General features: G+C 53.0%; 19 protein-coding genes. 16 read left to right on the top strand and 3 right to left on the bottom strand.

Translation table 11 applies throughout. The annotated features are described in order from the left end of the window. Nucleotides 1-117: 117 nt before the first annotated feature. The 10 genes from CPA45_RS17285 to CPA45_RS17240 all read left to right on the top strand — a co-directional run bounded on the left by CPA45_RS17285 (nt 118) and on the right by CPA45_RS17240 (nt 13,062). On the top strand, nt 118-1,629 hold the full coding sequence (locus CPA45_RS17285; protein WP_096653663.1) for a CoA-acylating methylmalonate-semialdehyde dehydrogenase: 1,512 nt from the start codon (nt 118-120) through the stop codon (nt 1,627-1,629). Nucleotides 1,630-1,656: 27 nt separating this feature from the next. After that, nucleotides 1,657-3,312: a GMC family oxidoreductase gene (locus tag CPA45_RS17280; protein ID WP_096653661.1), complete on the top strand. Its 1,656-nt coding sequence runs from the start codon at nt 1,657-1,659 to the stop codon at nt 3,310-3,312. Between the two features lie 199 nt (nt 3,313-3,511). After that, nucleotides 3,512-3,715, top strand: coding sequence for a cold-shock protein (locus CPA45_RS17275; protein WP_009101184.1), 204 nt, complete (start codon nt 3,512-3,514; stop codon nt 3,713-3,715). A 273-nt stretch (nt 3,716-3,988) separates the two neighbouring features. Beyond that, a complete protein-coding gene (locus CPA45_RS17270) occupies nt 3,989-5,758 on the top strand; it encodes an SLC13 family permease (protein WP_096653659.1) in 1,770 nt (589 codons plus the stop codon). Between the two features lie 73 nt (nt 5,759-5,831). Further along, nucleotides 5,832-6,497, top strand: coding sequence for an alpha/beta hydrolase (locus CPA45_RS17265; RefSeq protein WP_096653657.1), 666 nt, complete (start codon nt 5,832-5,834; stop codon nt 6,495-6,497). A 74-nt stretch (nt 6,498-6,571) separates the two neighbouring features. Then, entirely contained in the window at nt 6,572-7,273 is a 702-nt protein-coding gene (locus CPA45_RS17260) for a hydrogenase subunit MbhD domain-containing protein (RefSeq protein ID WP_096653655.1), read from the top strand. Continuing rightward, nucleotides 7,270-8,760 (top strand): complex I subunit 5 family protein, encoded by a 1,491-nt coding sequence (locus tag CPA45_RS17255; RefSeq protein ID WP_096653653.1) that lies wholly within the window; start codon nt 7,270-7,272, stop codon nt 8,758-8,760. The genes CPA45_RS17260 and CPA45_RS17255 overlap by 4 nt, the downstream gene beginning before the upstream one ends. Further along, entirely contained in the window at nt 8,757-10,262 is a 1,506-nt protein-coding gene (locus CPA45_RS17250) for a complex I subunit 5 family protein (RefSeq protein WP_096653651.1), read from the top strand. The genes CPA45_RS17255 and CPA45_RS17250 overlap by 4 nt, the downstream gene beginning before the upstream one ends. Beyond that, a complete protein-coding gene (locus CPA45_RS17245; protein WP_096653649.1) occupies nt 10,259-12,031 on the top strand; it encodes a proton-conducting transporter transmembrane domain-containing protein in 1,773 nt (590 codons plus the stop codon). The genes CPA45_RS17250 and CPA45_RS17245 overlap by 4 nt, the downstream gene beginning before the upstream one ends. After that, nucleotides 12,028-13,062 (top strand): YihY/virulence factor BrkB family protein, encoded by a 1,035-nt coding sequence (locus CPA45_RS17240; RefSeq protein ID WP_096653647.1) that lies wholly within the window; start codon nt 12,028-12,030, stop codon nt 13,060-13,062. Before CPA45_RS17245 ends, CPA45_RS17240 begins: the two co-directional genes overlap by 4 nt. A gap of 103 nt (nt 13,063-13,165) precedes the next feature. On the opposite strand, the gene CPA45_RS17235 is transcribed toward CPA45_RS17240, so the two are convergent. Both CPA45_RS17235 and CPA45_RS17230 read right to left on the bottom strand, forming a co-directional pair. After that, nucleotides 13,166-14,575 (bottom strand): PhoH family protein, encoded by a 1,410-nt coding sequence (locus CPA45_RS17235; protein WP_096653645.1) that lies wholly within the window; start codon nt 14,573-14,575, stop codon nt 13,166-13,168. 198 nt (nt 14,576-14,773) lie between these two features. Beyond that, nucleotides 14,774-15,643, bottom strand: coding sequence for a LysR family transcriptional regulator (locus CPA45_RS17230; protein WP_096653643.1), 870 nt, complete (start codon nt 15,641-15,643; stop codon nt 14,774-14,776). Between the two features lie 109 nt (nt 15,644-15,752). Between CPA45_RS17230 and CPA45_RS17225 the strand changes: the two genes are divergently transcribed. Continuing rightward, a complete protein-coding gene (locus CPA45_RS17225) occupies nt 15,753-16,616 on the top strand; it encodes a cation diffusion facilitator family transporter (protein WP_096653641.1) in 864 nt (287 codons plus the stop codon). Between the two features lie 104 nt (nt 16,617-16,720). Beyond that, a complete protein-coding gene (locus CPA45_RS17220; protein ID WP_078086738.1) occupies nt 16,721-16,990 on the top strand; it encodes a hypothetical protein in 270 nt (89 codons plus the stop codon). Between the two features lie 79 nt (nt 16,991-17,069). On the opposite strand, the gene CPA45_RS17215 is transcribed toward CPA45_RS17220, so the two are convergent. Further along, nucleotides 17,070-17,258, bottom strand: a complete 189-nt coding sequence (locus CPA45_RS17215; RefSeq protein WP_096653639.1) for a DUF3008 family protein — start codon at nt 17,256-17,258, stop codon at nt 17,070-17,072. Nucleotides 17,259-17,409: 151 nt separating this feature from the next. Here CPA45_RS17215 and ybaK point away from each other — a divergent pair, with 151 nt between their 5' ends. From ybaK to CPA45_RS17195, 4 genes are all read left to right on the top strand, one after another. Continuing rightward, nucleotides 17,410-17,877: a Cys-tRNA(Pro) deacylase gene (ybaK, locus tag CPA45_RS17210; protein ID WP_096653637.1), complete on the top strand. Its 468-nt coding sequence runs from the start codon at nt 17,410-17,412 to the stop codon at nt 17,875-17,877. A gap of 118 nt (nt 17,878-17,995) precedes the next feature. Continuing rightward, a complete protein-coding gene (dbpA, locus tag CPA45_RS17205) occupies nt 17,996-19,393 on the top strand; it encodes an ATP-dependent RNA helicase DbpA (RefSeq protein ID WP_096653635.1) in 1,398 nt (465 codons plus the stop codon). Between the two features lie 50 nt (nt 19,394-19,443). Further along, nucleotides 19,444-20,301, top strand: a complete 858-nt coding sequence (locus CPA45_RS17200; RefSeq protein WP_096653633.1) for a PA4780 family RIO1-like protein kinase — start codon at nt 19,444-19,446, stop codon at nt 20,299-20,301. A 122-nt stretch (nt 20,302-20,423) separates the two neighbouring features. Beyond that, on the top strand, nt 20,424-21,455 hold the full coding sequence (locus CPA45_RS17195; RefSeq protein ID WP_096653631.1) for an AbrB family transcriptional regulator: 1,032 nt from the start codon (nt 20,424-20,426) through the stop codon (nt 21,453-21,455). The last annotated feature ends 4 nt before the right edge of the window (nt 21,456-21,459 follow it).

Raw genomic sequence — 21,459 nt, 5'->3', positions numbered from 1 at the left:
ATGTTATTAGTAAAGCTTATATCTAGGTTAAAAATTACTCAATTGATTGCCGTGTAAACGGGGGTAGGCTGATGGGGTATCACTGATGACTTAAGCACTCTTTATAAAGGTAGCTCCATGACCACAACAGCCATTCACCATTTTATTAACGGTCAAGTAAGCGCAGGCGTCTCGGTTAACGTTCAAAACGTATTTAATCCCGCTACTGGTAAAGTAACAGGGCTAGTGTCATTGGCTTCCCAGGTGGATGTAGAGGCTGCTGTGCAGGCTGCTCAGGCGGCATTTCCAGCCTGGGCCGATACCCCGCCCATTCGCCGCGCCCGGGTATTGTTTAAGTTTTTGGAGCTGCTTAACGCCCATAAAGATGCTCTGGCCGAAGCGATTACCAAAGAGCACGGCAAAGTATTTACCGATGCCCAGGGTGAAGTGGCCAGGGGGATCGATATTGTTGAATTCGCCTGTGGCATTCCGCAGCTGCTCAAAGGTGACTATACCGAGCAAGTGAGTACTGGTATTGATAACTGGACTCTGCGCCAGCCGCTAGGTGTGGTAGCAGGTATTACACCGTTTAACTTCCCCGTGATGGTACCCATGTGGATGTTCCCGATTGCCATTGCAGCGGGCAATACCTTTGTTCTTAAGCCCAGCCCCTTAGACCCTAGTGCATCGCTGATGATTGCTGAACTGTTAAAACAGGCGGGTTTGCCGGACGGCGTGTTTAACGTCGTGCAGGGTGATAAAGATAGCGTTGAAGCACTGATTGACCATCCTGATGTTAAAGCGCTTTCGTTTGTAGGTTCTACGCCGATTGCTAACCTGATTTACGAGCGCGGTGCCAAGCACGGCAAACGCGTGCAGGCACTGGGTGGAGCGAAGAACCACATGGTGGTGATGCCTGATGCTCACCTGGACAAAGCAGTGGATGCGTTGATTGGTGCTGCGTACGGCAGTGCGGGTGAGCGCTGTATGGCGATTAGCGTGGCGGTATTGGTAGGCGATGTGGCCGATGAGATCGTGCCTATGTTAACCGAGCGTGCCAAAACACTGAAAGTTAAAGACGGCATGCAGCTAGATGCAGAAATGGGGCCGATTGTGACCCAGCAGGCGCACCAGCGTATTACCGGCTATATCGAAAAAGGCGTGGCTGAAGGCGCTCAGCTCGTGGTAGATGGCCGTGACTTTGATTCTGGCCAGGCGGGTGAGGGCTGCAGTGAAGGCTTCTGGATGGGCGGCACACTGTTTGACCACGTCACCCCTGAAATGACTATCTATAAAGAAGAGATTTTTGGTCCGGTACTGGTGTGCGTACGAGTGCCCGACGTTGCCACAGCGATTCAATTGATCAACGACCATGAGTTTGGTAACGGAGTGAGCTGTTTCACCGAGAGTGGCAGTATCGCTCGTGAATTTGGTCGTCGTATCCAGGTGGGTATGGTGGGCATTAATGTACCTATTCCGGTGCCCATGGCGTGGCACGGCTTTGGTGGCTGGAAGCGTTCGCTATTTGGCGACACCCACGCCTACGGTGAAGAGGGTGTGCGTTTTTATACCAAACAGAAATCGATTATGCAGCGCTGGTCCGACTCCATTGATGCGGGCGCTGAGTTTGTAATGCCTACGGCTAAGTAGCGCCACCATGTTACGGGAGCCAAGCTCATGTCATACGTAGCTAATAACAACTTCGACTATATCGTGATTGGTGCAGGCACCGCAGGGTGCCTGATGGCCAATCGGCTAAGCGCTGACCCCAATAACAAGGTGCTGTTGATTGAAGCGGGTGGCCGCGATAACTACCACTGGATCCATATCCCGGTGGGCTATCTCTACTGTATTAATAACCCGCGCACTGACTGGCTGTTTCGCACTGAACCCGACAAAGGGCTTAACGGCCGCTCGTTGATCTACCCCCGTGGCAAAACTCTGGGCGGTTGCTCCAGCATCAACGGGATGATTTACATGCGTGGTCAGGCACGGGACTATGATCACTGGGCTGAGGTGACCAGTAGCGACGAATGGTGTTGGAAAAACTGTCTGCCCGACTTTATTAAGCATGAGCACCACTACCGGCTGGATGAAGGCAAAGACAGTGATGCTACCCACCGGGAATTTCATGGACATGGTGGAGAGTGGCGAGTAGAAAAGCAGCGCCTTAACTGGCAGGTACTGGATGATTTTGCTGAAGCTGCCACTCAGGCGGGCATTCCACGCATCCAAGACTTCAACCGAGGCTGCAACGAAGGTGTTGCCTATTTTGAAGTAAACCAGAAGGATGGTTGGCGCTGGAATACCGCCAAAGCCTTTTTACGAACTGCCCTCAAGCGCGACAACCTAACGTTGTGGCACTCTACCCAGGTAAATCGGCTCTGCTTTGAAAAAAAGCAAGGTATGCCTCGCTGCTGCGCGGTAGAGGTAGTGCGAAACGGCGAGCCTGTGAGGGTGAGTGCGCAAAAGGAAGTGGTATTGTGCGCGGGAGCGATTGGCTCACCGCATTTGTTGCTGCTGTCTGGTGTGGGGCCTGCTAAGCACCTTCGCGACCATAATATAGCGCTCGTTCATGACCTGCCGGGAGTGGGTGAAAACTTGCAAGATCACCTCCAAATACGCTCGGTGTATCGTGTAAGCAATGCCAAAACCCTTAATGTTATGGCCGGTACCCTCTTGGGGAAGGCCGCTATTGGCTGGGAATATCTGACCAAGCGTACTGGTCCGATGAGCATGGCGCCTTCGCAGCTTGGCGCCTTTACGCGCAGCTCCGATGAGTACACTCACCCAAATATTCAGTACCACGTTCAGCCGCTAAGCCTGGAAGCCTTTGGGCAGCCGTTGCATCCCTATCCGGCAATTACCGCCAGCGTGTGTAACTTAAACCCTACCAGCCGGGGAACAGTGCGTTTGAAAAGCCGCGACCCGCGCCAAGCACCATCCATCGCTCCTAACTATTTAAGTACGCCGGAAGATCGCAAGGTAGCTGCCGACTCGCTGAGAGTGACGCGACGAATTGCTGAGCAGCCTGCGTTTGCTAAATATGCACCGGTTGAGGTGAAGCCTGGGGTTGAATACCAAACCGACGATGAGCTGGCGCGTCTAGCCGGTGATATTGGTACGACGATATTTCACCCGGTAGGCACTACGCGAATGGGCCGGGCTGATGACCCTATGGCGGTGGTAGATGCACGGCTTAGGGTGCGTGGAGTGAAGGGATTGCGTGTGGCGGACGCAGGAATCATGCCGACAATTACCAGCGGCAACACCAATTCACCGACGTTGATGATCGCTGAAAAGGCAGCAAATTGGATTCTGGAAGAAAATTAATTGCATTGTCATTTTTTTCTATCATAGTGTTGACGTGCGGCTAAGTTAAGCGCATGCTAAAAGCAGTTGGTTAGCAAGTCGAACGTTGTCAGCAGTATCGAAACGCCCAAGCGTTTAGTCTGGTGAAAGTTTCTTGTTCTACCCACTGCAACTCGGGTATTACCCGGCTCTACATCAAGCTATATTGAGGATTTCGATCATGGCAACTGGTACCGTTAAGTGGTTTAACGACACTAAAGGTTTTGGCTTCATTTCTCCGGACGACAATGGCGACGATCTGTTCGCACACTTCTCCGAAATTCAAGCTGACGGCTTCAAAACTCTGCAAGACGGCCAGAAGGTTTCCTTCGACGTTACCCAGGGTAAAAAAGGCCTTCAGGCTTCTAACATCAAAGTTCTTTAATCAGAACTGATGATGTTAACTGTTAGCGTATAACGCTAACAGTGATGAAAACCCCGCCAAGTGCGGGGTTTTTTTGTTGCCAAATTGCCTAAGCCATTAAACTGGCCAAGATCTCACACCTCACACCTCACACCTCACTAATCAATCATATATTCTTTTTTGGTCTTAGTGTGTTTCTAAAAATAACTTTTTAGAATATCTGAGAGGCGGCACAATGACCCATGCTTTTTCGTTAAGGCTTTTTATAAAGCTTGTTACTAAGGACACAGGGTTATGTCGCTGGATGCTTGGATCGCAGTTGGGGTAGTGCTCACTATCTTCCCGCTGATGGCGCTATCGCGCCTTGGCCCAGATATTATTCTGCTCGGCGCGGTAGTGGTATTAATGACCTTGGGAGTTATCAACCCAGAGCAGGCGTTGGGCGGCTTTTCAAATAGCGGCCTGTTTACTGTGGCGTTTATGTACGTGCTGGTGGCTAGTATTCGCGAAACTGGCGGTATTGATCTGATTATTCGCTATGTACTGGGTCGGCCTCGGGGGGAGCGGGGAGCACTTGTGCGACTGCTGTTGCCAGTGGCTTCCTTAAGTGGATTTCTCAATAACACTCCCGTAGTAGCCACCTATATTCCTGCGGTGATGAGTTGGAGCCGACGGCTACGGCTCTCCCCGCAGCGGCTTTTGATGCCGCTGAGTTTCGCGTCGATTTTAGGGGGAACTATCACTTTATTCGGTACCAGTACTAACTTGGTGGTGCATGGGTTGCTGGTCGAGCGGTATCCCAATCTTGCCATGGGGTTGTTTGATTTAGCCTGGGTTGGTATTCCTGTTGCAGTGGCTGGGCTTACTTACCTAATTTTGCTTGGGCCACGTCTAATGCCTTCCCGCGAGGGCATGGCAAAAGCGTTTGCTAACCCCCGTGAGTTCACGATTGAAATGGAAGTTGACCCTGCTGGTGTGCTGGTTGACCGGACGGTGGAAGAGGCTGGGCTACGCCATTTGCAGGAGCTTTTTCTGGTAGAAATTGAGCGTGCCGGTAATGTGGTGAGCGTAGTAGGCCCTGGGGAGCGTCTAAAAGCAGGAGATCGGCTAGTATTTGTGGGCACATCAGATGCTGCCGTTGAGCTGCAGCAGATTCGTGGTTTGATACCTTCCCATGATGGCGCTTCCAGCTTGGAAAAAGAGTTTAACGAGCGCCGGCTGGTGGAAGCGGTGGTTTCCAGCCAGTGTCAGTTTATTGGCCAGCGTATCCGAGATGGGCGCTTTAGAACCCTGTATGGCGCCGCTGTTCTGGCCGTTTGCCGAGGTGGCGAGCGGGTAAAAGGCAACCTGGGGCAAGTGCGTTTGCAGCCTGCTGATGTGCTGCTGCTGGAAGCCCGTCCGCCATTTATTGAGCGTCACCGTCAATCAAAAGACTTCCTGCTAATCAGTGAGCTAAACGGCGCAGCGCGTCCGGTGCATGAAAAGGCTCCGCTGGCCTGGGCGATTCTATTGGGTGCTGTACTGCTGGCAGCGTTAGGCGTATTGAGTATGTTAAACGCTGCCATGCTTGGGGCTGCGCTGGTGCTACTAACCGGCTGTTGCACAGTAGGGGCTGCCAAACGTGGGTTAGATACCCAAGTGCTGTTGACCATTGCTGCATCTTTTGGCGTAGGCGCGGCTCTGCAGAGCTCCGGAGCTGCCGATGAAATTGCCGGAGGAGTCCTTTCCCTTGTCGCAGGTAATCCACTGTTACTGCTAATTGGCACTTATTGTGTGGTTGCGTTACTCACTGAGTTAGTTACCAATAATGCCGCTGCGGTAATTATTTTTCCGGTGGTGATGGCGGCAGCAGAAAGCTTGGGAGTTAACCCTATGCCCTATGTAGTGGCTGTGATGTTCGCTGCTTCGGCTAGCTTTCTTACGCCAATTGGCTATCAAACCAACTTAATGGTGCATGGCCCAGGTGGCTATCGCATCAGTGACTTTTTACGCGTTGGGGCTGGCTTGAACCTACTTACAGGGGCGATTGCCCTGACGCTGATTCCGTTAGTTTGGCCGTTTTAAGCTGACAATAACTCGCTGTTAACGCTGCTTTGCGCTAGGGTGGCGTTTTTAAATTCAGCAAGGAATCAACTCCATGACAGCCCCTGGCGAACTGATTATTGAGCCGAAAAATGGTCAACCCGCCGATGCGTGTGTGTTTATTATTCATGGCTTAGGTGCCGATGGACACGACTTTGAGCCGTTGGTACCTGCGCTGACGTTACCTGAAGATGCTCATGTGCGCTTTATTATGCCCCATGCGCCGCGCCTACCAGTGACCATTAATGGTGGCATGGTAATTTCTGCTTGGTATGACATCCTGGCGATAGATTTGGGGCGTCGAGTGGATGAAGAGCAACTGAAAAAATCTGCTGAGAGGATTCAGGCGCTCATTCAAGAGCAGCTTGACCAAGGGATTGATAGTCAAAGAATTATTGTAGCTGGCTTTTCCCAGGGTGGAGCCGTTGCCTACCAAGCTGCGCTATCGTTCCCACAACCGCTAGGTGGCTTGTTGGCAATGTCGACCTACTTTGCTACTGCCGATAGCATAGCGCTTGCCGAAGCCAATCGGCATATTCCTATTGAGGTTCACCACGGTAATTTCGACCCTATTGTGCCGGTAACCTTAGGCCGCAGCGGAGTCGAGAGCTTAAAAGCAATGGGCTATGGCGTGAGCTACCGCTTGTACCCGATGGCCCATGCGCTTTGCCCCCAGCAGGTGGGTGATATTGGCCGCTGGTTGAGTGAGCGGTTAGCGTAGGCCACGTCGACAAGCATCTAAAAGGTAGGCAAAGTAATTACTTCCATAGCCGATGCAAGGAATAGCGAAGGCGCATGATAGCTTCTTTTAACTTAATAGAAGGGGGGCTGGCGCTCTGCTTATGTGTAGCAGCGTTAGCCTGCTTGTTTGATCGCCACTTGTTGCGGGCTAGCTGCCTGTTTGTGGTGTTCGCGCTATTCATGACACTTGCATGGTGGTGGTTGGAGGCTCCCTGGCTCGCTGTAGCTGAGCTGATATTAGGCGCATTGCTAACAGGAGCGAGCCTTTTTTATGCGTTAAGGGCCTACCGTCCGAATGGCGCCGCTAGTAGCCATAGAGCAAATGCCACACCACATTACGATAGCTTTCGTGGTTCGTGGCCCCATGGCCTTACACGAGCCCTGTTGGCGCTGGCGTGGTGCTTTATGATGTGGGGAGCAATCCGTTTTGTAATGCCCGAGATGGTCTACTCCCCTGCAGAACACCCTCTTGTAATGGCGGCGGTTGTCATTGCGGCCACGGCTATGGGGGCGTTTGCGCTCCATCACCATCTACTGCGTCGTTTGCTCGCCTTTAATATTCTTGGCTCGGGCGTGTTTCTGTTACTTGCTGGTATGGCAGGCACTGAGGAGGGAGCTCAAGCATTAATTAGTGTTGGTTTGGCGATTGCATGGTTGGGTTCTCTACTGGGAGCGCTACTGATCCGACACCTGTTTCTACTCGAAGGTAAGAACGCCCTAAGCCTCGATAGTCAGACCAAGGAGCAGCCCCAATGACTTGGCGGTTTGGTCTGACGGAAGCCACTTTCGAGCCGCTTTGGTTAACCCACTGGGTATTAGCTGCAACGCTAGCACTGCCGATTCTATTTGGCCTATTAGGAGCGCTGTTCTCTCCTCGACGGACGCTGCCTGTTGCGCTTGTCTGTGTACCCATTTTACTGACTGGTGTGCTGTTACTGATGGAGTACCAGCAGGCAGGGCTATTGCGCTGGCAGTGGCAAGTAGCGGGAGTAACAGTATCACTTCGTCTGGGTGGGGTTAGTATCCTGATGTTACTGGTTACCCAGTGGGTAGGTGCTGCTGCTGCACTGTATACGCCGGGGCATTTGCGGTTGACGAACCCAGGCAAGCAGGCGCGCTGGTTGTGGCCGCTAATGGGCGTGTTGATAAGCGCACTTTCTTTGATTTGGCTCGCGGCGGATTTGTTAACGCTCTATGCCGCCCTTGAGCTGATGGGATTGGCAGCGGTAGGCATGCTACTGCTGTCGGGTAAGCCTGCAGCGCTACAGGCCGGCATGCGCTATTTATTGCTGGCGTTGGTAGGGTCGTTGGCCTATCTACTTGGCGTTGCCTTAATACTGGGTTACTGGGGACAACTGAATTTACAGGCGCTGGCCGAGGTGGTTGAGCCTGGCCCAGTCGCTTGGATAGCTGCCGCGCTTATAGGAGCAGGCTTAGCGCTAAAAGCGGCTCTATTCCCGTTGCATGGCTGGTTAACTCCGGTGCATGAAAGTGCCTGGACACCTGTAAGTGCGCTACACGCCGCATTGGTGGTTAAAGCTTCGCTATTTATCTTGCTTATGTTGTGGAACATTTTGCTCCCCAGTTCGCTATTTGCACCTCGCTTTGTTGCTTGGCTAGGCATGTTGGCGATTGTTTGGGGCGGTCTTGTGGCATGGCGGTCTGACTCTCTCAAGACCCTAGTTGCTTCGTCCACAGTGGCACAACTGGGGTACTTGATGGTGGCTTTCCCGCTGATAATAGGGCCAGACATCCCCCCTTTGCCGAAGGCCCTGGCCTGGGAGGGCTTTTGGTTGCAACTGATAGGTCACGCGCTAGCCAAAGCCGCAATGTTCATGGCAGCGGGTAATTTGATTCTTGCGACGGGGGAAAGCTCTTTGAAGGGACTTGCAGGTACTAGCCGTCGTTTGCCGCTTTCATTGCTGATTTTTGGTCTTGCCTCAGTGACGCTCATGGGCTTACCGCCCAGCTCGGGCTTCACAGCGAAGTGGCTGCTTCTACAGGCCATGGTGATGACCCAGCAGTGGGTTGCTGTGGTGGCACTATTGATGGGTACGTTATTAACAGCGGCCTATGTATTTAGGGTGTTCCGCTACTCATTTGATGAAACGGCGCCGAGGCACCACTATCAGCCGTTGGCACCAAGTATGGACTTAGTGGCGCTAGCGCTTGCACTGGCGGCGTTTGCGCTTGGTTTGCTGGCACATCTGCCCTTAGCCTTGCTGCAAGGAGGGGGAGTATGAACGCGGCATGGTTACCACTCGCAACGCTGGCAACCTCTATTTTGGCAGCGGTGGTTATTTTTCTGCTGCCAGAGGAGTCACGCCGACTGCGGACCGGCATCAATTTAGCAGCGGCGGTCAGTAAAATTATCCTTGTGGCGCTAATGGTCGGGCGTGTTTCCCAAGGCTACCAAGATACCTTTAGTTTCCAGATTGTCGGCGGTATAGACTTTGTGCTGCGAGCTGATGCGTTGGGAGTAATGTTTGCCGGCCTATCGTCACTGTTATGGCTATGCACCACGATTTACGCCATTGGTTACTTGGAGGGAGCGGCTAACCGTAAGCGCTTTTTTGGCTTCTTTAGCTTGTGTGTGGCCAGTACGTTAGGTATCGCGTTAGCAGGCAATCTGTTTACTTTCCTGATTTTCTACGAAATGTTGACGCTGTCCACTTACCCATTAGTGGTTCATGCAGGTACTGCCAAAGCCTTGGCGGCAGGGCGGGTTTACTTACGCTACACGTTGACGGGTGGGGTGGTGTTACTACTGGGCACAGTGATGCTGTATAGCCTAACCGGCGACCACTCATTTGCATCCGAGCGGGGCTTGGCGCCCTATTTAAATGATCACCGTGGCCTGTTGACGCTGATCTTTGTGCTGCTGGTGGGAGGGCTGGCTGTGAAAGCTGCCATGGTGCCACTCCATGGTTGGCTGCCCCGAGCGATGGTGGCGCCTGCGCCCGTCAGTGCGCTGCTACATGCTGTTGCGGTCGTGAAAGCCGGTGCGTTTGGCATTATGCGGATTATCTATGATCTGTATGGAATTGAGCTGAGCGTTGAGCTAGGCGTTACCACAGCATTGGCTATTGCCGCTTCCATCACCATTATCTATGGCTCGCTAAGAGCAATTGCTCAGCATGAGCTTAAGCCCCGATTGGCGTTTTCCACTATCAGTCAGGTCTCCTACGTCGTGCTTGGGGTCAGTTTGTTTGGCCCGTTCGGTACCATCGGGGCGCTTGTCCATCTGTTGCACCAGGGGTTGATGAAAGTAACGCTGTTTTTTTGTGCGGGTAATTACGCCGAAGAGCTGGGTATTCATCGGATTGACGAAATGGACGGCGCCGGCAAGCGTATGCCGCTTACCAGCATCGCGTTTACCGTGGGGGCGCTAGGGATGATTGGACTGCCGCCTGTTGCTGGATTTATTACTAAGTGGTACCTGGGTATCGGTGCCATACAGGCGGATATGTACTGGGTGGTGGTCGTACTAGTGGCGAGCAGCACCTTAAATGCCCTTTATTTTCTACCCATCGTGCACCGGCTATGGTTCCGCCAGGGGCCTGCTCATGGCTTCGGGGAATGGCCAAAGGAGCAGCGGCTTGGGCGACTCGAAACTCACGGCTGGCTGTTATGGCCTGCGGTTTTTACTGCCATGGTAAGCATTGGGGCAGGGCTGCTGGCAGGGTTGCCGTTTAGTCCGCTAGATTGGGCAACGCGAGTTGCGATTGGGGAGTATCTGCCATGATGACGCTGCTTTTGCTAGCTGCGTTGCTCTGGCCACTATGTGCAGCGGGTAATGTTGTCTGGCAGGCTTATCAAACCCCATCGGCTAGGCGCAATTACTTTCCCCTGGTGTGGCTAACCGCTTCTTGGCCTGCACTGCTGCTGGCCTACGGCGGTGAAGCGCACTGGAGTATAGCGGCCTGGATGCTGGGGGGAGAGTGGGGACTCAATGCCATTAGTCGTCCGTGGCTTGCTTTTACCGCTCTGCTATGGAGTGTGGCCGCCGTCCATGGGCGGGGATATTTTGTTGCTGAACAGGCAAAGGCTCAGGCGGGAGACCAGAATGCCGAGCGCCGCTTACTGCGTCTTGCGCTGTTCTGGCCACTTACCTTTGTGGGTAATGTTCTGCTCATTATTGCCCAAGATATTGCCAGCTTTTATTTAGGCTTCGCGCTAATGACGTTTGCGGCGTATGCCCTTGTCGTGCATAGCGGCAGCCAGCAGGCCCGTTTGGGGGCCAGGGCATATTTAATCCTAGCTGTAATAGGTGAAGGGTTGATTCTGGGTGGTTTGCTATGGGCAGCAGGTACGGCAGAGACGTTTATGCTAGAGGGTGTGCGTGAGGGTATTGCCGCTGCTGATCATGGAGCCATGATGGCGTTACTGCTATGGCTTGGGTTTGGCGTCAAAGCTGGGGTGATAGGCCTGCATGTTTGGCTGCCGCTAGCTCATCCGGTAGCACCAGCCCCAGCGAGTGCGGTACTTAGTGGCGCTATGATTAAGGCTGGGCTGCTAGGTTGGCTGTATGTGTTGCCGCTGGGGGCAGAAGAGCTTTCACCGGGATTAACCCTCCTTGGTAATGTAATGCTAATAGCGGGTATCGCAGCAGCGTTTGGCGCAGCACTTCTTGGTGTATGGCAACGCCACCCTAAAGCAGTGCTCGCGTACTCTAGTATTAGTCAAATGGGCATGTTAACTGCCATGGTGGCCACGGGGCTGGCTGCGCCTGCTGTATGGCCACTACTGCTTCCCGGGGTGATACTGTTTGCAGCCCACCATGCGCTGGCGAAGGGAGCGCTGTTTATGGGAACCACCATTAGTGACCATATGCCCCGTTGGCCAAAACCACTGTTGTTTGCGCTTATTGCCCTGCCGGGGGTATCGCTTACCGGTGCGCTGGCAGCGGGTATGATCAGCAAGTGGGGGGTTAAACATGCTCTTTACGAGATGGATCATACTTACTTAATTATGCTGCTAACCTGGGCGGCAATAGGTACAGCTGCGCTGGTCAGTGTGTGTGTATGGCGACAGTGGCAGCAGCGTCAGCAAGGCGGCAGTAATGCTTTTCAATGGGGAGCATGGCTGGTTGCGTTAATAGCGGCACTTATCACCCCGTTGTGGTTACCGCTCCCAGAAGGCAGCATTGTGCCGCCGCCGTTGACTGAGTGGCTGGGGATTGTATGGCCATTTCCGGTAGGTGTTCTGCTCTTTGTGTCGGTCGCTTATTGGCTTCGCAAGGTAGGCGGTAAGGCACCACCGGCGGGCGATTTATGGTGGCTATATAGCCCGTTGGCGGCTCACGGTGTGAAGCTGGCGCAAGCGATAGGAACGAGGTGTAAAGCAGTGAAGGGGGCGTGCGTTAGTGTTGCGCTAGCGGTTGAGCAGCATTCAATGGGGCAGTTAACACGCCTGTTATCCAGTGAGGCGTGGATGCGCCATCATGGTAGCGGTTTAATGATGGCATTTGCGGTCGTCGTTGCGTTATTGCTGATCTGGGAAGGTATGCGATGAGCGAAGAGCATGGCCAGCACCGCCAACCTGCGCAAAAACAGCCTGGGGAAACTCGGCCTCGTGGTCGCCAAGCAACGACCCCGGATGATATTCCGCGCTTAGGTTGGTATGACATTATTTGGCGGGTGATGCGTGCAGCGCGCCGTGACCGCATTACTATGTATGCTGCCAGTGTCGCCTTTTATGCACTGTTAGCACTTTTCCCTACCATCGCGGCGGTGATCTCGCTATGGGGGTTACTGTTTGACCCAGTTGAAGCAGGGCGCCAACTGTATGAAATTGGTCGCTTCATGCCGCCAGATGCAGCAAATCTTATCGACCAGCAAGCTCAAGATGTGGTTGAAAACGCCCAATCAGGCAACGTAATGGCTGCACTTGCTGGGTTGGTAACGGCTATGTATATCGCTTCTAAAGGTGTATCTACCCTGGTTGTTGGCCTAAACGTGGTTTATGGCGAGCAGGAAAAACGACCGCCACTATGGCGTATTGCTGTGCTGATATCGCTGACATTAGGCCTGATTGGAATGACGCTGATTTCACTCGGCTTTATTGCAGTTGTTCCTATGGTTGTGGATGTATTGGCGGTAGAGCCTCCGCTGGATAGAGTGCTGCAGTGGCTGCGCTGGCCTGCATTATTAGTCATCATGAGTGCTTTAATAGCGCTGTTATACCGCTTTGCCCCTTATCGCCGCTCTGCCAAGTGGCAGTGGTTAAGCTACGGTACGCTGTTTGCCACCGGAATGTGGTTGTTGGGGTCGGGTGGTTTATCGCTTTATGTGCGTTACTTCTCTACGTTTAGCGAGCTCTACGGCTCCCTTGGTGCCGTGGTGGCGTTAATGCTGTGGTTTTGGCTCTCAGCCTTTGTGGTGCTGTTTGGTGCGGAAGTAAACTGTGAAATGGAGCGCCAAACGTATCGCGATACAACCGTCGGAGAAGCACGGCCATTGGGTGAGCGCGAGGCGTTTGCAGCCGATACGGTGGGGGTCGAAAACCCTTGGAAGGAAGACTCGTCTGATACTCCTCGCCATTGAAAGTTAAGTAAAAAGCGCCGCCAGCAAACTGTTGCGTGGTACAGGGTGCTGGCGGCGCCAGGGTTCAGCAAGTTCTCTTAATTAGTACGCCCTCTGCAGGGGGCTATAGTAGCTCTTCTGCGGCCAGCGCTAAGCGAGAGCGCTCAACGCTTTTCAGGGTGATATGCCCTGCATGAGGCCAGTCTCTAAAGCGTTCCACCACGGCGGCCATGCCACAGGTATTGGCTGTCAGGTAGGGGGTGTCGATTTGCCCAACGTTGCCCAGGCAAACAATTTTGGTATTACGGCCAGCCCGGGTAACTAGCGATTTGAGCTGTTTGGGGGTGAAGTTTTGCGCCTCATCGATAATCAAAAAGGTGTCGTTTAGAGTGCGCCCGCGCATAAAGCTGGGAGAGCGGATTTGTACCCGCGAGCCGATTAGTTGCCGGGTTGCGCCATTGTCCCAACTGGACTCTCCTTCCTCGTTACGTAGTAGGTTATCCATGTTGTCGTGGAAGGCACCCATCCACGGTGACATTTTCTCCTCTTCAGTGCCCGGTAGAAAGCCAATATCTTCTCCCATGGGAATTGGGGCGCGGGTGAAAACGATACGCTCAAACTGCTTGGCGTCTAGGGTTTGCTGGAAAGCGGCGGCCAGCGTCATAAAGGTTTTGCCGGTGCCTGCATTACCGGCAATGGTAACGAGGTCAATGTCTGGGTCCATTAGTAGATTGAGGGTGAAATTCTGGCGGCTATCGTGAGCGTGCACGCCCCAAACTCCGGCGTGGTGGCGATAGTTAGTGAGCAGCTGTAAGCGTGCTGTTAAAGGAGAAAGTTCGCGCACAATAGCTTCAAACTCGGCGCCGTTTTCGCTATCAGACACCAGCATGCCAACGTGCCAATGGCGGGGCATGTTGCCGCTTAATTGATAGAACGTGTGGTGTCCTACACGCTCTACGGTGACCTCCACATTGAGAGCTTCCCAAAGCGATGCGCCATCCTGACCGGCGGATGCGTAAATTTGCGCTCCTTCAATCATGGCATCGCTATCTGAGAAGGCGCGGTCATTCAAATAGTCTTCCACCGGCACTTTTAGCGCGGCGGCTTTTACTCTTAAGTTGATGTCTTTGGTAATTAGAATGACGGAGGCGTCTGGACGCTCATCTCGCAGCCGGCAAGTCTCCGCCAAAATACGGTTGTCAGGGGTATCATCTAGCGAATCAAAAGGCTTTAGGTCGTTGTAACAAAGAAAATGCAAGCGGCCAGACTCACCGCTAATGCGCGGAATTGGAATGCCTTTTTGTATCTCATCAAAGGTTACTTGGCTGGTTAGGTCGGAAAGTGTGCGGCTGATTTGCCGCGCAGTACGGGCAATTTCACGAACTCCATTTTTATGCTTATCAAGCTCCTCAAGTACCGTCATGGGTATAACCACATCGTGCTCATCAAAATGGTAGAGCGCAGTGGGGTCATGAATAAGGACGTTTGTGTCTAGGACATAAAGCCTAGTCGCTTTCTTATCGAGTCTTACCATCGGAAACTACTCCTTAGTTGACGGCATCATCGACACTGGCAGATACACTTTACGCTTAGATGACACTGCCCTATGCCGGTTCTCTAGCGTGTCCTGGGAATCCTTATTTAGCACTTTTTAACAGAGTGGAAGGCATTGATGGTTTTTGCCACTCACAAATTTCAACGTTTCACTTTGGACAGCCTTTATCAACAGGTATTAGCGGGTAGTGCCTAAAAATTTTGCCACGTTGTTCAACAGTGCCGTAGCGACTACGCCGAGGTTTTCACCTTCCACGTAGCGGTAGTAGTGGCTGTCTAGCGTTAGGTCGTGGTTGAGTGCGCAAAGCTGATGTGTTTCTAGTGCTTCTTTAACTAGCGGGTAGGGCAATAACGCCCATCCGGTGACGTTGATCGCTGCATCTCGGATGACCTCAAACATGGTGAGGCCAAGATAGTTGGTTGAAAACAGCGCCTCGCTGACCAGTTTATCGTCTCGGTCGTAGGTCAAGCACACTTGGGTATATTGGGCGAGGTCATCGCGAGTAACGCTGGGCAGGCGGCTAAGTGGGTGAGTAGGTGCTGCCACCAGGCACATGCTGACTGGGGCTAGGCTGTTGGCATTCACCGTCGTGCCTTCGGCGGTATATAACCCAAAGGCAATATCGACCGTTTGACGTAGCACGAACTGCAGGTGCTCCTGTGGGGGTAATAGATACACTGAAATCGCCGTTAGCGGATACCGTTGCTTCAGGTCGTGCATTGCTTGGCGCCAAAATGCTTCAGGTAGTGTGTCGTCTCTGGCAACACATAGCTGGTTTTCCACTCCCTGTATGTGCTGTTGGCAATGCTTTTTGATCCGGCTGGCGCTGGTTAGCAGGCGGTAGCAATCCGGCAGTACACTTTCGCCAACAGCCGTAAGTTGTAGGCTATTGCCTGAGCGCTCGAATAGCTCGACACCCAGGCTATCTTCCAGCGCATTGACGGCGGCGCTTAGGGTACTGCGCTTTATGCCCGTGTGCCGGGCGGCAGCGGCAAATGAGCGGTGTTCAGTAACATCGATAAACGCTTGTACCTGTTCTGCTCGCATAGATAGCCCCTGGTTGAGTGCCAAAATATTTGGCGCTGAGCGATTGGTGAAATACCAGTTTACTCACTATGATCGCCAGCGTTGAATACACTTATCTGGAGTAATTCGCGTGACCCCCTTCGTAGCAGAGCGCCGAGCGCTCAGACTTTCTGCTGTTTTTGCCAGCTTGTTGGCCTTTACTGGCCTAGTGCTTGGGCTAGCAAGCAGCTCAGTTACCATTTTATTTGATAGTGGGTATTCGCTATTGAGTTTAGTGCTGGTGTCGCTTTCCCTTTTAGCATTGAAGCAGGCACGTAAACCAGCAGATGATCACTACCCCTTTGGACGGCTAACGGTAGAGCCACTGGCTGTACTACTCAAAGGAGTGATGATTGCTTTGGTGTGCCTTTTTTCGATGGTGTCTGCCTTATGGATCCTTATTCAGGGCGGACGGTTAGTGACACTTGATCTGGCTCTGATGTTTGGCGTTGTTAACGTCATTGGCTGTTTGGTGATCTGGTGGTTGCTGTACCGTTACGCCAAAATTAGCCGCTCATCATTATTGGAAGCGGAGCTGCGTCAATGGCAAATGGATACTTGGCTAAGCGCTGCGGTCTTACTGGGCTTTGCGCTAACCTGGGGGCTGACCCTTACACCCTGGGCAGGCTTAGCACGCTTTGCTGACCCAGTAATGGTGCTAATTATCGCAGGCTATTTCCTTCCAATGCCGATACGTATGGTACGGGGTGCACTGCGTGAGTTGATGTTTGGTGAGCCTGTATGTGGCATTCGCCAGGAAGTGATGCAAGAGGTATCAGGTTTCGATATCGTCGATGAAGACGTACGTTTGGCACAGATCGGTAGCTTTTTAGTGGTTGATATTCAACTGGATAAGCGGCAGATCGAATCCGCTGAAGAAATCCTGGAAAGCATCGAACAGCACTGTAAACTGCGCCATTTACGCCCAGTTACCAGTATCACTCTCGTCACTTAAATTGCCAGCATGAATAAGTATTGACGTGAGCGCGGAAGCAGTGATATCAAGCGCTACCGACAAATGGTGTCGGCTTACTATTGCTATTCTGAGGGTTTTAAAACATGCCATTGCGCCGCTGTTTGCCCGCGCTGCTGGTCACCGTTCTGGTTGCTGGTTGTGCAAGTTCTACCGTTGCCCCACGCTATACAACTGAAAACCCTGATGTAATGCGTATCGGTGGGGAGCGCCCTGTTGGCGCTAATCCGCGCACTGAAGATGCTGGTTCTTTTTGTCTTGAGACCACCGAGCGCTGGAATGAGCATGGCCGTACACCGGATGGTCAAACGCTTTGGGCGAAAGATACCTTGCGTCGCGTGGTGCCTTGCCAGTAATCAGTTCAACTACTGTACGTACGATGGCTGCGGCAGCTTGATAAGCTGGCGTGGCCTTTGGCACAACATTCGTTCTCTTTCATTCGTTCTCTTTCCTTTTCGGCTTGCCTTTACGTTGGGTACCTGCCATTTCCTCAAGCTCCGCTTCGCTCATTGAGTGATACATCTCCTTGGATGCTCCGGTTAGCTCATTTGGTTGGGTATCGCCGCGCTTGGCAGAAAGTGCGGCCCCGGCCGCTTTCTGCTGTACTTTAGAGGTTGCTCTCATGGCTGGTTAGACTCCTGTCAGTTGACTTCCCTTAATCGGTCACGTTATGAAGCTTAGCAGTGGGTAATATACTTTTCACATAAGCTAGTCACATAAACTAACCATATGAACTAACCACATAAGCTAACGACGTTAACTGGCGAGAAACTCCATGACACCGGCGATTAATAGTGCGAAGCAGGCAGGTATTATATTTCAACTCCATGAGTACCATCACGATGCTGCTGCTCAGTCCTACGGGCTAGAAGCAGCAGAAAAGCTAGGTGTTTCCGCCGAACAGGTATTTAAAACCTTGGTAGTCAAGCTGGATGGAAAGCAACTGGCGGTAGGCATTGTGCCGGTCACCGGTCAGCTAAGCTTAAAACAGATCGCCAAAGTCGCTGGAGCAAAGAAGGCGACGATGGCAGTGCCCGAGGAAGTGGAACGCAGCACCGGATATGTACTGGGTGGCGTCAGCCCACTGGGGCAAAAGAAGCGCCTGCTTACCTTTATAGATGCATCGGCACAGGCGTTTCCGACACTGTACGTTAGTGCTGGGCGCCGTGGGTTGGAGATTGAACTTTCACCAAACGACTTGGCTGCCTTAAGCCAGGGGCGCTTTGCTACACTGTCGGCGTAGGTACAGCTTTGAGCTGAGCCTTACAGCATGTCAGCAGCAAAGCAGGGAGTGGCACTTTCTGGTATGGTGCTTCACATTATCGGTTTGCTGGGCGATATAGCCCCTTCAGGAATTTTTTGTGTCCGACACCTCTTTTGCATCGCTTGCGCTCTCACCTGCGCTGCTGACTAATCTAGACTCCCTTGGCTATCACGAAATGACGCCGGTTCAGGCGCAAAGTCTGCCACCTATGCTGGCGGGTCGCGATGTGCTGGCACAGGCCAAAACCGGCTCGGGGAAGACCGCTGCATTTGGCCTGGCGCTGCTGGCAGAACTGCGCGTCGAGGCATTCGCTGTGCAGGGCTTGGTGCTATGCCCCACTCGGGAACTAGCTGACCAGGTAGCTGATGAGCTGCGACGTTTGGCGCGGGGGATGCCCAACGTCAAGGTGCTAACCCTATGTGGTGGTGCACCGTTTGGCCCTCAGCTCGGCTCGTTAGAGCACGGTGCGCACATTGTAGTGGGTACGCCAGGGCGCATTGACGAGCATCTACGTAAAGGCTCGCTAACGCTGGGGTCGCTGACGACGCTGGTACTGGATGAAGCTGACCGTATGCTGGATATGGGCTTCCAAGCGACGATAGATGACATCATTGCTGATACTCCCGCTGACCGCCAAACGTTGCTGTTTAGTGCGACATTCCCAGACGAGCAGACCTCTGGTGGCCTTGCCACTATGACCCGCGGCGTCATGCGTGATCCGGTCACGGTTAAAGTAGCGGAGCTTCACGATGCCACTACAATTGATCAGCACTTCTACGAAGTCGACAATGAAGAGGCGCGTTTTGCTGCCCTTCAACAACTGCTGCTGGTCTATCGGCCGGCGACTAGTGTGGTGTTCTGTAATACCAAACGCGAAACTCAGGCGGTGGCAGAGCAACTGGTCGATGCTGGATTTAGCGCTGTAGCGCTCAACGGCGATCTAGAGCAAAAAGATCGTGACCGACGGTTGATCCTGTTTGCTAACCAGAGTGCATCTATTCTGGTGGCTACTGATGTCGCTGCTCGTGGTTTGGATATTGCCCAACTAGATGCCGTGTTTAACTACCAAATAGCCCGTGAGCTTGATGTCCATGTGCATCGGGTAGGGCGCACTGGTCGCGCAGGGGCTAGCGGTGTTGCCTGTACATTGGTGACTCCTAAAGAGCATTACCGGCTAGAACGGCTAGAAGGACTTCTGGAGCAACCGATTGCCACAGAATCTTTGCCTAAACCCCAGAGCTTAGTGCCATTTGAGCCCCCCATGGCTACGCTACAACTTGCGGGTGGTAAAAAAGATAAGTTGCGTCCTGGTGATATCCTGGGTGCTTTAACCAGCGAAGGTGGCCTGCGTGGCGATCAGGTTGGAAAAATTAAAGTGTTGGCGCGTAGCGCCTATGTGGCAGTGGAGTGCAGTGTTGTTCAAAAAGCTCAGGCCAAGCTTGAACGTGACAAACTAAAAGGGCGCGCTTTCCGCGTTCGCCGTATTCGTTATTGAGCTCCTAATGATTGAGCTCAGATAGTAAAGAGGAGCCGACGCAGCTAACCATGAAAACCCCCAAACGATTACAGCCCTTGGTCGATGATGGAATGATCGATGAGGTGCTGGTGCAACTGATGAGTGGTAAGGAAGCGCAGGTCTATGTAGTGCGCTGTGGTGATGAAGTGCGCTGTGCCAAAGTTTTCAAAGAAGCTAAACAGCGTAGTTTTAAGCAGGCGGTTCAATATCAAGAGGGGCGTAAGGAGCGTAATAGCCGTCGTTCAAGAGCGATGGCTAAAAAAACCCGCTATGGCCAAAAAGAGCAAGAGCAGGCATGGCTCAATGCAGAAGTAGATGCGCTATACCGTCTTGCTGCCGCTGATGTACGCGTGCCTGAGCCTCATGGGTTTGTCGATGGTGTGTTGCTGATGGAAATGATCAGTGATGCTGATGGCAATGTGGCGCCGCGTCTGGACGAAGTGACCCTAACGCAAGAGCAGGCTCTACGCTATCACGCCAAAGTGATTCAAGACGTGGTGCGAATGCTTTGCGCTGGTTTGATTCATGGTGATTTATCGGAATTCAACGTGCTGGTAGATGCTGAAGGCCCGGTGATTATCGACCTTCCCCAAGCCGTAGATGCCGCTGGCAATAATAGCGCCGCTGCTATGCTGGAGCGCGATGTGGACAATATGCGTGCCTACTTTGGCCGCTTTGCCCCTGAGTTGCTAACCACCCACTACGGCAAAGAGATGTGGGCGCTGTACGAGGCAGGCAAGCTGCACCCTGATAGCAAACTGACCGGTCATTTTGAGTTCGACAGCCACATTGCTAACGTAGATGAGCTGATGGAAGTGATTGATGACGCCAAAGAGGAAGAAGCTGAGCGCCAGGCGCGTCTGCGTGACGATGATGATGAAGATTAAGGCCATATTAGGGCCTTTGGTGCCTTTCTAACCCCAAGCTAGCCCAAAACTGGTAAGCTAACCGGGACGCTTAGCAGGGTAACTATCCTGTGGCATGACCAGAGTTAATCAGCGGGGGGCGTGTGAAGGGCATACGTTTCAAAGCAGGGAGTGCAAAAGCGCTTGTCGCATCGCTTGGTGTAGGCGCCGTCGGTGGTGTGTTGTTTCAGCTCATGGGCTTGCCGCTGGCTTGGATGCTAGGTCCGCTAATTGCCAATCTACTACTGTCAGCGAGAGGCGTTAACGTTGGCGTGCCCGAACCACTGCGCAACGTGTTTTTGGCGGTGATGGGGTTAGTACTTGGTAGTCAGGTTACGCCGGAGCTGGCCCAGCGGGTATTGGACTGGCCTGTTTCATCCGTGCTTTTACTGTTAGGTGTAGCGGCCTCTACGGCCGTGGCCGCAGCCTGGTATCGGCGCTGTGGTTTTGACCCTGTAAGCGCTTGGTTTGGAGCCGCACCTGGCGCCATGACAGCAATGATCATGCTGGGCGATAAGTGTGGCGGTGACCCCCAGCGTATCGCTATTGCTCAGTCGCTGCGGATTGTTTTAGTCATTCTTTTTTTACCCCCGCTCTTCTGGGCGTTTGAAGGCGGTGAAGGGCAGCTTGGCCCTGCGGATACTGTGTTAGCACACGGCTGGATGCTGCTGACGATCCCTTTACTCCTACCATTGGGTCGTTGGCTGCGTATTCCTAGCGCAGCGCTACTAACACCACTCCTTATGGCAGCGCTGCTGTCGGGATTTAACCTTGCCAGCCTAACGCTCCCTAGCTGGGGGATGAACCTGATGCTGTGGGTATTGGGCAGTGCCATTGGTTCACGCTTTCAAGGGATGACTCGGCGGTTATTGGGGCGCTATTTGTGGCAATCTGGGTTTGCCACATTGCTGGCATTGATGGTACTGGCATTTTTCGCTGAGTTAATCCACCAAGCACTAGGTGTGGGGCGTGATGTCGCGCTACTAGCACTGGCACCTGGTGGGATTGGTGAAATGGCCATTCTGGCTGTGGCATTGAATATTGATCCGGTATTTGTAGCCTTTCACCACCTGCTACGCATGATAACGCTGATGATTGTGGCCCCATTTTGGGCGCGCTGGCTGCTACGCCGCTAGTCCT

Origin of the sequence: Vreelandella nigrificans (assembly GCF_002374315.1) — a bacterium.
Classification (GTDB): domain Bacteria; phylum Pseudomonadota; class Gammaproteobacteria; order Pseudomonadales; family Halomonadaceae; genus Vreelandella; species Vreelandella nigrificans.
Note: the sequence above shows the minus strand (reverse complement) of the source record. Positions and strands in the feature narration are given on the sequence as shown.

What these genes read in the sequence shown, in the direction of transcription:
- CPA45_RS17285 (WP_096653663.1), top strand. Translation starts at nt 118, where the DNA reads ATGACCACAACAGCCATTCACCATTTTATTAACGGTCAAGTAAGCGCA.
- CPA45_RS17280 (WP_096653661.1), top strand. Translation starts at nt 1,657, where the DNA reads ATGTCATACGTAGCTAATAACAACTTCGACTATATCGTGATTGGTGCA.
- CPA45_RS17275 (WP_009101184.1), top strand. Translation starts at nt 3,512, where the DNA reads ATGGCAACTGGTACCGTTAAGTGGTTTAACGACACTAAAGGTTTTGGC.
- CPA45_RS17270 (WP_096653659.1), top strand. Translation starts at nt 3,989, where the DNA reads ATGTCGCTGGATGCTTGGATCGCAGTTGGGGTAGTGCTCACTATCTTC.
- CPA45_RS17265 (WP_096653657.1), top strand. Translation starts at nt 5,832, where the DNA reads ATGACAGCCCCTGGCGAACTGATTATTGAGCCGAAAAATGGTCAACCC.
- CPA45_RS17260 (WP_096653655.1), top strand. Translation starts at nt 6,572, where the DNA reads ATGATAGCTTCTTTTAACTTAATAGAAGGGGGGCTGGCGCTCTGCTTA.
- CPA45_RS17255 (WP_096653653.1), top strand. Translation starts at nt 7,270, where the DNA reads ATGACTTGGCGGTTTGGTCTGACGGAAGCCACTTTCGAGCCGCTTTGG.
- CPA45_RS17250 (WP_096653651.1), top strand. Translation starts at nt 8,757, where the DNA reads ATGAACGCGGCATGGTTACCACTCGCAACGCTGGCAACCTCTATTTTG.
- CPA45_RS17245 (WP_096653649.1), top strand. Translation starts at nt 10,259, where the DNA reads ATGATGACGCTGCTTTTGCTAGCTGCGTTGCTCTGGCCACTATGTGCA.
- CPA45_RS17240 (WP_096653647.1), top strand. Translation starts at nt 12,028, where the DNA reads ATGAGCGAAGAGCATGGCCAGCACCGCCAACCTGCGCAAAAACAGCCT.
- CPA45_RS17235 (WP_096653645.1), bottom strand. Translation starts at nt 14,575, where the DNA reads ATGGTAAGACTCGATAAGAAAGCGACTAGGCTTTATGTCCTAGACACA.
- CPA45_RS17230 (WP_096653643.1), bottom strand. Translation starts at nt 15,643, where the DNA reads ATGCGAGCAGAACAGGTACAAGCGTTTATCGATGTTACTGAACACCGC.
- CPA45_RS17220 (WP_078086738.1), top strand. Translation starts at nt 16,721, where the DNA reads ATGCCATTGCGCCGCTGTTTGCCCGCGCTGCTGGTCACCGTTCTGGTT.
- CPA45_RS17215 (WP_096653639.1), bottom strand. Translation starts at nt 17,258, where the DNA reads ATGAGAGCAACCTCTAAAGTACAGCAGAAAGCGGCCGGGGCCGCACTT.
- ybaK (WP_096653637.1), top strand. Translation starts at nt 17,410, where the DNA reads ATGACACCGGCGATTAATAGTGCGAAGCAGGCAGGTATTATATTTCAA.
- CPA45_RS17200 (WP_096653633.1), top strand. Translation starts at nt 19,444, where the DNA reads ATGAAAACCCCCAAACGATTACAGCCCTTGGTCGATGATGGAATGATC.